Below are 11,213 nucleotides of genomic sequence, written 5' to 3'. Positions count from 1 at the left end.
GGCAACAGGCAAGAGGCAAAAGACAGAATCTGACAATTCTCCTACCTAAAAAGAAGGTTAGAAACTAAGCACATCAAAGCTTTTAGCTTAACCAATTAGGTCTGAGATTCGGCCCTTGTTATCAGTTATCAGTTATCAGATTTGGGTTTTCAGTCAACAGTATTAAGTGGCAAGTGCAGAGCTTTCCTTTCACTGATTACTGTTTACTGATTACTGTTTACTGATAACTGATTTAATCTAGAGTTTTACCGTGTAAGCATCGCGGATACCGGGGACTTTAGTAATTTCCGAGAGAAGACCTTCCGGTAGAGGATCATCGAGACTCAGGGCCATAACCGCATCACCGCGAATAATTTTGCGTCCTACCTGCATACTGGCGATATTGACGTTAAAACTGCCTAAAAGTGCGCCAATTTTGCCGATAATACCTGGCATATCTTGGTGAAGGGTGAAGAGCATATGATTACTCGGAGGCACGTTAATGGGGAACTCATCGAGGTCAGTAATGCGGATTTCTCCCGTACTTAACAGCGCTCCGGTGACGGAATGGGTCCCCATAGAACCATTAGCTTCCAAATGAATCGATCCCGAATAGTCGCGGGTGGAAGCGTCCCGGGTTTCGATTACCCGGATACCGCGTTCCTTAGCTTCGATCGCCGCATTAACATAGTTTACCCGTTCCCGGAGGGCTTGGGAAAGTAAACCCTTAATGGCCGCTATCACCAGAGGTTGACTGTCTTTAGTGGCCAATTCTCCCTGTAAACGGACATTTAACGAGTCACAGCGACCTCCTGCCAACTGACTGACAAGATTACCCATAGTTTCCGCTAATTGCAGGTAAGGGCGCAGTTTTTCCATAACATCGGGAGTTAGTCCGGGGATATTAACGGCCGAACGCGCTGGCAAACCGAGGAGGACATCCCGAATTTGTTCGGCCACATCAATAGCCACATTCACCTGTGCTTCCGTAGTCGAGGCACCTAGGTGGGGAGTGAGGATGACGTTAGACAATTCTCTTAATCTAGATTCGCCTAAAGGTTCCTGTTCAAATACATCCAAGGCTGCCCCGGCGATTCTACCGGATTCGAGGGCTTCAATTAAAGCCAACTCGTCGATAATGCCGCCGCGGGAACAGTTAATGATGCGGACCGTGGGTTTCATCTTAGCGATGGTTTCCCGACCGATGAGATGCTGGGTTTCGGGAGTTTTCGGGACGTGGAGGGTGATAAAATCGGACTCGGCAAAGAGTAGTTCTAGATCCACCAGGGTGCAACCGAGTTGATCGGCGCGTTCTTTGGAAATAAAGGGGTCGTAGGCGAGAATTTTCATGCCGAGGGATCTAGCGACGGCGGCGACGTGGGAGCCAATTTTACCTAAACCGACGACTCCTAGGTTCTTTTTATAAACTTCTGTGCCGATAAAGCGATTTCTTTCCCATTTATTCGCTTTTACCGACTGATTGGCATCGGGAATATGACGGGAGAGGGATAACATCATGGCCAAGGCGTGTTCGGCAGCGGCGATCGTGTTCCCTTCGGGAGAGTTAACGACAATAATACCCTGACGAGTGGCCGCGGGAACATCGATATTATCGACTCCTACCCCCGCGCGGCCGATAATTTGCAGTTTGCTGCCCGCTTCGACGATTTCTTTGGTGACGCGCGTACTGGAACGGAGCATCAGTGCGTCGTATTCGGGGATAATTTGAATGATTTCCTCGGCGGATAGTCCTGTTTTCACGTCCACTTGGGCAACCTGTGACAGAATTTCTACTCCTACCGGATCGATCGAATCGGATACCAGAACTTTGGCCATAATCTTTATAACGTGCTTTTTTCAGTCTACGGGCAAATGCTTGACCAATTGGGGTCTAGCCGCAATAGCCCATTTTAGAAGCAAAGGGTGCAGTCCATGGCAAAATTAGCCAAAAGATTTTAGGTTGTCCTTGCCATGGTCTTCAATGGTGTCCATGTCATCCTCTTGCCGTTGTAACTGAGATATGGCCAATTTAATCACGGTGGCGATCGAGTTTTCCGCTTCTTTTTCTAAGGCCTTTTCTAGGGCTGCTATTGCTTCTGTATCCTTAATTTTCATTAACGACAAAGCCGCCGATTTGCGCGTTTCGCCATCGGGATGTTCTAACAAGGGAATTAAACGGGAAACTGCCGGTTTATAGGCGAGATTTCCTAATACTGCCGCCGCTTCACAACGCACCGTTTCCGAGGTATCCTCAAGGGCATTAATTAACAATTCCAAGGCTGTTGCTTCGCCACTATCCTGGGCGATTTTAGCGATCGCACCTACCACGGCAGCCCGCACCGCTTCCACATCAGAGTTAATTTCCCGATATAAATATTCCTTCGCTTCCGTGCCAATAAAGGCTAAGGCCCAGGCCGCATGACCTTTGGTGCTTTCGGGATGTTCACTGGAGGCGAGAATATCGAGTAACTGGGGAACAGCAGCCTCACCAATACGCGCCAAAGCACCCACGGAGGAACCTTTAACCACCGTATCCTCATCGTTAAGCAGCGCTTGCACTAGGGGAGATACGCTGTCCGGATCCGCAATTAGTGTTAGAGTTTTGGCACTGGCACGACGCACCACTGGATCCTGATGATTGAGCAGTGCTGTCACTAAAAAAGGAGTGGCAGCTTGGCCGATTTTACCGAGAGTATCGGCAAAACCCAAGCGCACCATTCCCCGGGGATCTCCCAAACATTCCACCAGACGCTGGATACGTTGGCTATCACTCCCATCGAAGGTTCCCTCCGCCACTTCCTTACGGGCGATCGCCAAAAATTCATCTACTTCGGCACTGGATAGGGGGAATAATTTGATCGCTTCACTCATAATCAGGAATTTTCCATCAATATTGGGTTAATTAGCGGTCAGCCATCGGCCATTAGCCTTTATTTCTCGTTTTTTCCATTAATTAGCCATTTTTCCGACCAATATAACTTTTATCTCGCTGACGACCAACGGCTGCTGGCTATTTTTTTAATTGCTGCTGAGGGCAGCCTGTTGGGCGCGCAGATGGGCGAGAGTTTCGTCAATTTGGGCTAATTCTGGCTCTAAACGAGCATTAAGCTTTGATTTGGGCAGTTTCGCTTTTTGAGCGGCATTGGTGAGATCGTTGATCAAGCGTTGACGATAGACCTCAAATTCTTCAATCACTGCCGCGATGTCTTGCGGAGTAACGGGGTCGGAAATATTGCTGAGATTGTCAGTCATGGCGATCGCTTAATTGAGATTTTTGTTAAAGGTTTGTCTCTGATTTTCTCAAATTTTCCTACCCTAGTCCGATAATTGTAATAACTGGTAACGAAACCGATTCTGGGAAATCTCGCGGATTGAATGAAACCCTAGAAATAATTAGGATTTCTCCCTTTTTACCCCTGACTTTTTACTTGATTTAAGGCACGATGGATAAACGTTTTTTTAATATGTTTGGGTTAACAGAAGATCAAGCGATCGCTCTCCTACAAACCCCACTCGAACAGTTAAACGCACCCACAGAGCGTTATGTAGCGGCAGCCCATCTAATTAATTTTCCCACGGAGCGATCGATTAATGCTTTGATCGCAGCCGTAGAAAATCCCTCTGACGATCTCTATGATCGCATTACCCGACGCAAAGCTTTAGAAAGTTTAGGTCGTTTGCAAGCAGCAAAAGCTTTACCGATTATCCGCAATTGTTTAACCGATGAAGATATTTATACCGTGGAGAATGCTGTCTGGGCGATCGGCGAGATCGGTACCCAAGAAACCGCCATTTTAGAGGAAATTAGTCAATTATTAGATAAACCTGGCCAGAGTTACCGGACTATTATTCAAACTTTAGCTAAATTAGATTATCAACCCGCCGTCTCGTCCATAGAAAAATTGACAAACTGGCCAGATAAACCGATCGCCAGTGCAGCAATTGCCGCTATTTGCCGTTTAACGGGGGATTATGGTCAGATGGGGCAAGTGGTGGCTTTTCTCCAAGATGATAATGTTAACGCCCGTCGTGGCTCTATTCAAGACCTAATTGATGCGGGTTACTATCAGGCAATTCCCCAAATCTCTCGCTGTCCAGTTTCGATCGCTTTTCGTCTGCGGGGAATTCGTTTATTAGCGGAGGTGGGTAAGGAAAAAGGTCTAACTTTTGCCGAGGTGGAACCCTATCTAGATAGCGTTATTTATGACCATCCCGAAAGTCTTGATTTAGTTCACGAGTACGATCAACCACCGACAATTGATTTTACCATCGGTGAACTCTATCACACGGATTTTGGCCGCTGTTATCTTGCCAGTAAAACTCTTTTAGAAAATTATGCCACGGCGGCCCCAGAAGCTTTATTAACTACTTGGGAAAAAGAGGCTCATAATGATTACGGAGCGCATTATCATGTTATTAAAATTCTCGGTTGGCTGCAATATTCTCCCGCTTACGATCTATTTATCGAAGCCTTAGAAAATACTTCGCCCCAATTCCAAAAATCCCGGGCCGCCGCTGCCATCGCTTTAGGAAATATCGGTGATCGGCGCTCAATTTCTCTACTACATAAGTCTTTGAATAGTCAGATTTTTGATTTAAAATATGCTAGTTTATTGGCCTTAGAAAAGTTAGGCGATCGGGAAGGGAAAAAGATGATCGCCGAGGATGGCGATTGGTTAATTCGATCGAAAGTCAATCGGATTTAATGCCTAGCAATTCTCGGTTATTTTATCGAAAATTTGGGTTTAAATAGGGTCTGCTGAAAAAGTACGGGCGAAGCATTCGGATAGGAAATCTACGGTTTCAGCGATAGGTTATTGCCCGAATGCTTCGCCCCTACAGGATGCGATCACCGCTCAAGATACAAGGTACAGTAGAGAAAAAAGGGAAAACCTCCGTTATCCTTAACGGAGGCTAGATAATTGATTAACAATGTTTGGCTACAATTTCGCCCCACATTCAGGACAGAATTTATTATTCACACTGTTAACCGCGCCACAACTGGGACAATTGAGCATTTCACAACTTCTGGTGACAATTTTCGGTAAACCAATCATACGCGCATTACTTTGACCGGGGGCAACCATGGGATAACAATTTTCGTCTCTAGTAACGATCGCATTGACCAAAACCGGACCATCATGGGCCAACATTTCGGCAATTTTTGCGGCTAATTCCTCTCGATGGCGAATAGTAATCCCTTTAATGCCGTAAGCTTGGGCTAACAGTTCCACATCCGGCATTCCCACTTCCATATTGGAATTAGAATAACGTTCCCCATAGAAAGCTTCTTGCCATTGACGTACCATACCCTGCCAACCATTATTAATAATAATCGTCTTGGCATGAATATTAAATTGGGTGAGGGTGCCTAATTCCTGTAGATTCATCTGGAAACTGGAATCACCACTAATACAGATGACCTCCTCATCGGCAATGGCCACCTTTACCCCCATAGCAGCTGGTAAACCGAAACCCATTGTCCCCAATCCCGCGCTAGAAATCCAACGTCGGGGACCATTTTTGAGAAATTGGGCCGCCCACATCTGATGCTGGCCCACATCGGTGGTGTAGTAGGCGTGGGGTGCTTGACGGCCCACCTCAACGATTACTTCTTGGGGGGAAAGTCTGCCTTCCGGTCGAGGTACTTGCAGGGGATAATCTTGGCGCCAGCGCTCGATCTGGGCTAACCAGGCTTGGGTGCGCTCAGGATTAGTGGGATAATCAAATTCTCTGGCTTTTTGGAGTATTTGTTCTAAAACTACCCGGACATCCCCGACAATCGGCACGTCAGGGGCGCGATTTTTGCCCACTTCGGCGGGGTCTATATCCACATGGATTACCTTAGCTTTCGAGGCGAATTCGTCCAATTTTCCCGTTACTCGGTCATCAAAACGAGCGCCGACTGCAATTAATAAATCACACCCGGTCACGGCAAAATTAGCGTAGGCAGTGCCGTGCATTCCTAACATTCCCACCGAGAGGGGATGATGTTCATCAAAAGCACCGATCCCCATTAACGTGGTGGTGACGGGTAACTGAAAACGCTCGGCAAACTCGGCAATTTGGGCGTGGGCATTCGCGGCGATCGCACCCCCGCCAACGTACAGTAAAGGTTTTTCGGCGGTTTCCAAGAGGTGTAAAGCGGCCTCGATTTGACGGCGATTGCCCTTAACCGTGGGACGATAGCCGGTTAGTTTCACATCTCCCGGTTCGACGGGGATATAATCGCAGGGTTCTAAACCGACATCTTTGGGAATATCGACTAAAACCGGCCCCGGTCGTCCTGTACTGGCGATATGGAAGGCCTCAGCGATGATTCTTGCTACTTCGCTGGCATTTCTAGCCACATAGGAATGTTTAACAATCGGGAGAGTAATCCCATAAATATCGGTTTCTTGGAAAGCATCGGAACCGATGGCCGCCCGACTCACCTGACCGGTGATAATTACCATCGGGATGGAGTCCATGTGTGCGTTAGCGATGCCTGTCACCAAATTGGTCGCCCCGGGGCCGGAAGTACCGAAACAGACCCCCACTTTGCCGGTGGCCCTAGCGTAGGCATCGGCGGCATGGGCGGCCGCTTGTTCGTGGCGCACTAAAATATGTTGTAATTCTCCCCGCTCTTCAAAGCGGTAGAGTTCGTCATAGATGGGCAGGATCGCACCTCCGGGATAACCGAAGATGTGCTTAACACCATGACGTTTGAGACTGTCCATCAAGGCATAAGCCCCAGAACAACGCTGGGGAACCGTTGTTAAAGAGTCATTGGGCTTGGGAAGTGATGAAACCACAGGGCAAACCGTCCAATTTCTAACTAGAGGGATAATTGCAATTCTGTTGCCTAGGATGCAACTTGAAAAATAGCAAAATTGATAACCTTATACTTTTAGTGTATTCCATCTCACCTTTTTGGCCGCAGTTTTTTTTCTTTTTGCATCTTACCCATGCAATATCTGGGGAAGTGGGGTGTAGGGTGTGGGGTGATGGGGAAGTGGGGTGTGGGAATTATGAATTATGAATTATGAATTGGGGAGAGGGGAGCAGGGAGAAGGGAGTGGGGAAGTGGGGTGATGGGGAAGTGGGGTGTGGGAATTATGAATTATGAATTATGAATTGGGGAGAGGGGAGCAGGGAGAAGGGAGTGGGGAAGTGGGGTGATGGGGAAGTGGGGTGATGGGGAAGTGGGGTGATGGGGAAGTGGGGTGATGGGGGATAAGATAATAAATGCTGGTGATTTCACCTGATCTTGACTGAGCCTGGGAGTTTTATGAATAGTCTTTTGATTGCGGCTACGGATACCGATGCGGGTAAAACCGTTGTCACCACTGCTTTAGTGGCTTATTGGCAAAAATACTATCCATCCAAGGCCTTGGGGCTGATGAAATTAATGCAAACGGGTCAAGGCGATCGAGAATGGTATGAGGGTTTATTTCAGGGTCAATTAGAAATGATCACACCGCTGCAATATCAAGCACCCTTAGCGCCTCCTGTGGCTGCTGATTTGGAAGGTCGAGATATTCCTTTGGGGACGGTGTGGCAAGCTCTGCTAAACCTACAAAAAAGCCAAGATTTGGTTTTAATTGAGGGTTTGGGGGGTTTAGGTTGTCCTGTCACTCACGAGCTAACTTTGGCCGATTTAGCGGCTCAATGGCGGTTAAAAACGCTTTTGGTGGTGCCGGTGAAATTGGGGGCGATTTCCCAAACGGTGGCTAATATTGCCCTAGCAGAGCAGAAAAAGGTCAATTTGGGCGGAATTATCCTTAATTGTCTTGAACCGCGCACGGAGACGGAGATAGAGCAGTTAACACCGATCGATTTAATTCAATCCTTGACTAATTGTCCAGTTTTAGGTGTTTTTCCCTTTATCGAAGATCGTCGGGATTTGGATAAATTGGCCTCGGTGGTAGCTAGTTGGCCGGAAATTAAGCTGCCCGCGCATTTAAATTGCTTGTTGAGATGAGGCAAAAGGCACAAGGCAAAAGGCAAAGCTGATTCCCAGCATCTTTCAATTTGACAACAGCCATTGTAGGGCTAATTCATGAATTAGCCCTACAGGACATCGGGGGTGTAAGGGAATAAATTAGGGTAAGTCCAGATATTCTTGTTCTGTTAGGGCAAATTCTGGATCAATGATTTTTACCTCATTATATGTGAGTTGATAGAGTTTGTAAACTAAGCGATCAATCTGCTTTTCTAATTCGCTTGTGTCAGCGTTAGGATCGTCTTTTTTAGCAGTGAGAATTTTGTCAACTAATAACTTAATTTTTATTTGATATTTGTGATCTACAATTTTAATAGGAATCGGCGAAATAAATTGTTTATTCGCTTCAAAAAAACCATTGTCTTTTGGCTTGCCAACTAATTTAAAATAAAAATTTGCAACTTTAGAGTTTAAAATACCCAATAAATATTTTATATCTACTTCATTGATAGGTTTAATTCCATTAACTCGAACGTTATTTAAGAAAAAATCTCCTTTTTCATCAAGAAAACATTGTAAATCAGAGACAGTTTGAGCAACTCCTATTTTAGAGTAATGTTGCTTATCAATATTTTGGTTCCTTCCAAATTGATACCAATAATCATCATTATTAAATTTATTGTTTTCTCAACTTCTCAAAATAGCTTCATTATCTTTTAAATATCTAAAAGCTTTTGGATAATTATTTTTCAATAAATTAATGTCAAACAAAGCAAAATTACCACTCGCTTCATAAGGATGAAGCAAATATTTATTTGTATTTGGAATTTTATACCGTTTGGCATCTGTTCCTGAAATTAGTGGTTTCATAATAGAGTCTTCAATTTCAACTTCTTTATCTAGTATTTTTGAAAAATATATTCCTTGCGAAATTTTGTGTAAATGATAAATATTGTCTGCACTTGTTTGAATCCCAACAAAAATTTGCGCTATTTCACCTAAAGGTTTTGAATTTAACTCAAGCTTTTCTTTGATTAACAAAATATGTTCTTTTCCCAAACTCCAATTATTTTCATTTAAGCTAGAAAAATAAATTTCCGAAAATCCTTCAGTCTCAAAGTTATCAGCTTCTGTTTTTAAATATCTAAAAAAAGGTCTAGGTCTTTTACTGAATTGTTGACAAGCAGTATAAATAGTTGCATCAATAAAAACTTGGGTAGAGCCAAAATCTAAAAATCTTAATAAATAATGAGATTTAATCATTAAGCTTCTTAGGGGTTTTCCATACTCGTTATAAATCCAAAGAGAAGGCATTATAAAATCAACTATACCGTGCGAATTTAACAAGCTTAATGATTTCTCAACGAAAGGAAGATAAATATCAAAGTTACCTTTTTTTGCTGTTTGATAATTTTTAGAATAATAATCACAAACTAAAGAATTAGATTTTTTTTAATCTTGTATTGAAATATAAGGAGGATTCCCAATGACAACATCAAACCCGACAAAATCCCCGTCATCATTCAACACTTCAGGAAACTCAAACCGCCATTCCAAAGCATTATTATACAGCCTACCGCCTTCAATATCTGCAATTTCAGCAGTTAGCTTATCAATCTCATTATTTAACTTAGTTACTTTTTTCTCCCGCGCTTTTTGCTCCGTCTTAGTCTCCTCAAACAATAAACCCTGATTTTCCAGATTATAAAGTTCCCCTTGTAATTGACGTAACTTCACCTTCTTAGGATCACCAATTAATAAATTAGCACTAAAACCAGCCTTAATCTTAGCAATCAGCGTTTCCATCTCCCGCTTTTGTTCCTTATTTTCCGCATTGCGATAAGTCTGTACCGCATTGCGATATTCCTCAATACTAAACTTCTGCTTCTGTAAAACCTGTTTAACATCCACATCCAACCCAAACCGACTAATCAAAGAATTACCACACTTGATATTAATATCAATATTTGGCAAAGTTTCTAAATTGCCATCCTCGCGATAATAAGCATTCTTTAAAAGCTCAATCCATAACCGCAAGTGACAAATCGTCACGGAATTAGGATTAATATCCACCCCAAATAAACACCCCTCGATAATCGTTTGCTTCTCATGAAATAAGGCTTGCTGTACCCGTTGCTTTTCCTTATTATTCGGATGATAAGCAAATAAACTCCCCTCATCATCGTAAACCAATAACTTATCATTTCGCACCTCTACCCGATAATCTTTTAGCGACTTACCCGAACTATCTAATAAAACCCGTAACTCACTCTTAATCGCAATTATCTCATTCAAAGCGGAAACTAAAAAATGTCCCGAACCCACCGCTGGATCGCAAATCTTCAGGCTATTAATAATAACATTTGCCTCTTTTTTATCCTCAATTCGTTCATATAAATTATCTAAAGTTTGACAATTCCAGCCTTTTACTTCACTAAACTTCTGCATGATCGCTCTTCGTATCGTTTCCCGACACATATACATGGTAATAAAACTCGGTGTATAAAAAGAACCATCTTTATAACCATTAATCTTTTCAAAAATTAACCCCAACACCAAAGCATTAATTAACTTTTCGCTATCTTCTTGAGGATTTTCTAACTCATCTCGATCAAACTTATAAGCATCCAAAAACTCAAACAAATAAGCCAACGCATTTAACTCACCTACTCGCTTATTACCCTGATTATCTTTTAGCACCGTCCCCGCAAAAATGGGTAAAGTTCGCTCCCGCAAATTGCCAATAAAAATCGTTTGGTCTTCCGTCTCCGTTGGTTCAAATAACGAACTATTTAAATAAGGTACATGAGCAAAAGTCGTTTTAACCTTAGCCTCGCGGGTGGTGATTCGGTAGTAGTGATGGCGGCTTAATCCTTTGCTTTGCTGTGCATTGTAGTCATGGATAAAATACCAAAGGGTTCCCCAATGTGATTCTCCATTTTTTTAGAGAAAGATAGACTCTCTCTCACCAGCTGAGAAATCCTTTGTCGAAAGGTATTATTGAATCTTTCAATATGATTAGTTTGACCAGTTTCTTTACCTACTGCCCGATGACGTTTACTAGGAATTACTGTCTTATAGGACTCCCAAAAGTCTGTGTAAGCAACCGCGCATTGTCGGTAAACACCTGGTAAACTGGCCTCAAAGTTTTTTAGCTGATTGACGACTACTATCTCCGCGCATAGCAACCAATAATTTCCCTTGTTTTTCTATCAATTGCCAGCCAAATATAAAACTTTATCGTCTTAGAAAAAACCAAAGACCACATCTCATCACATTCTCTAACCAATTTACCTTTTGGTTTGTCCGA

Annotated in this window: 6 protein-coding genes and 2 pseudogenes; 2 read left to right on the top strand and 6 right to left on the bottom strand. The window is 43.5% G+C overall.

The features are described 5' to 3' along the window. Positions 1–237 precede the first annotated feature (237 nt). From serA to ACE1AQ_RS11725, 3 genes are all read right to left on the bottom strand, one after another. On the bottom strand, positions 238–1,815 hold the full coding sequence (serA, locus tag ACE1AQ_RS11735; RefSeq protein WP_002804127.1) for a phosphoglycerate dehydrogenase: 1,578 nt from the start codon (positions 1,813–1,815) through the stop codon (positions 238–240). Positions 1,816–1,920: 105 nt separating this feature from the next. After that, on the bottom strand, positions 1,921–2,850 hold the full coding sequence (locus ACE1AQ_RS11730; RefSeq protein ID WP_008202614.1) for a HEAT repeat domain-containing protein: 930 nt from the start codon (positions 2,848–2,850) through the stop codon (positions 1,921–1,923). A gap of 147 nt (positions 2,851–2,997) precedes the next feature. After that, complete coding sequence (locus tag ACE1AQ_RS11725; RefSeq protein ID WP_008202616.1) at positions 2,998–3,231, bottom strand: hypothetical protein; 234 nt, start codon at positions 3,229–3,231, stop codon at positions 2,998–3,000. A gap of 191 nt (positions 3,232–3,422) precedes the next feature. Between ACE1AQ_RS11725 and ACE1AQ_RS11720 the strand changes: the two genes are divergently transcribed. Beyond that, positions 3,423–4,685: a HEAT repeat domain-containing protein gene (locus ACE1AQ_RS11720; RefSeq protein ID WP_008202618.1), complete on the top strand. Its 1,263-nt coding sequence runs from the start codon at positions 3,423–3,425 to the stop codon at positions 4,683–4,685. A 234-nt stretch (positions 4,686–4,919) separates the two neighbouring features. Here the strand turns inward: ACE1AQ_RS11720 and ilvB are convergent, their stop codons facing one another. After that, the gene (gene ilvB, locus ACE1AQ_RS11715; RefSeq protein ID WP_008202620.1) at positions 4,920–6,773 is read right to left on the bottom strand and encodes a biosynthetic-type acetolactate synthase large subunit; all 1,854 of its coding nucleotides are present in this window, start codon (positions 6,771–6,773) and stop codon (positions 4,920–4,922) included. 476 nt (positions 6,774–7,249) lie between these two features. Here ilvB and bioD point away from each other — a divergent pair, with 476 nt between their 5' ends. Then, entirely contained in the window at positions 7,250–7,942 is a 693-nt protein-coding gene (bioD, locus tag ACE1AQ_RS11710; RefSeq protein WP_103112471.1) for a dethiobiotin synthase, read from the top strand. A gap of 120 nt (positions 7,943–8,062) precedes the next feature. Here the strand turns inward: bioD and ACE1AQ_RS11705 are convergent. Both ACE1AQ_RS11705 and ACE1AQ_RS11700 read right to left on the bottom strand, forming a co-directional pair. Then, a pseudogene (locus ACE1AQ_RS11705) lies at positions 8,063–10,741 on the bottom strand (Eco57I restriction-modification methylase domain-containing protein); the annotation flags it as partial. A 48-nt stretch (positions 10,742–10,789) separates the two neighbouring features. After that, positions 10,790–11,213, bottom strand: a pseudogene (locus tag ACE1AQ_RS11700) (IS1 family transposase); the annotation flags it as partial.

Source organism: Microcystis sp. BLCC-F209 (genome assembly GCF_041928595.1).
Classification (GTDB): domain Bacteria; phylum Cyanobacteriota; class Cyanobacteriia; order Cyanobacteriales; family Microcystaceae; genus Microcystis.
This window is presented reverse-complemented; position numbering and strand designations above follow the sequence as displayed.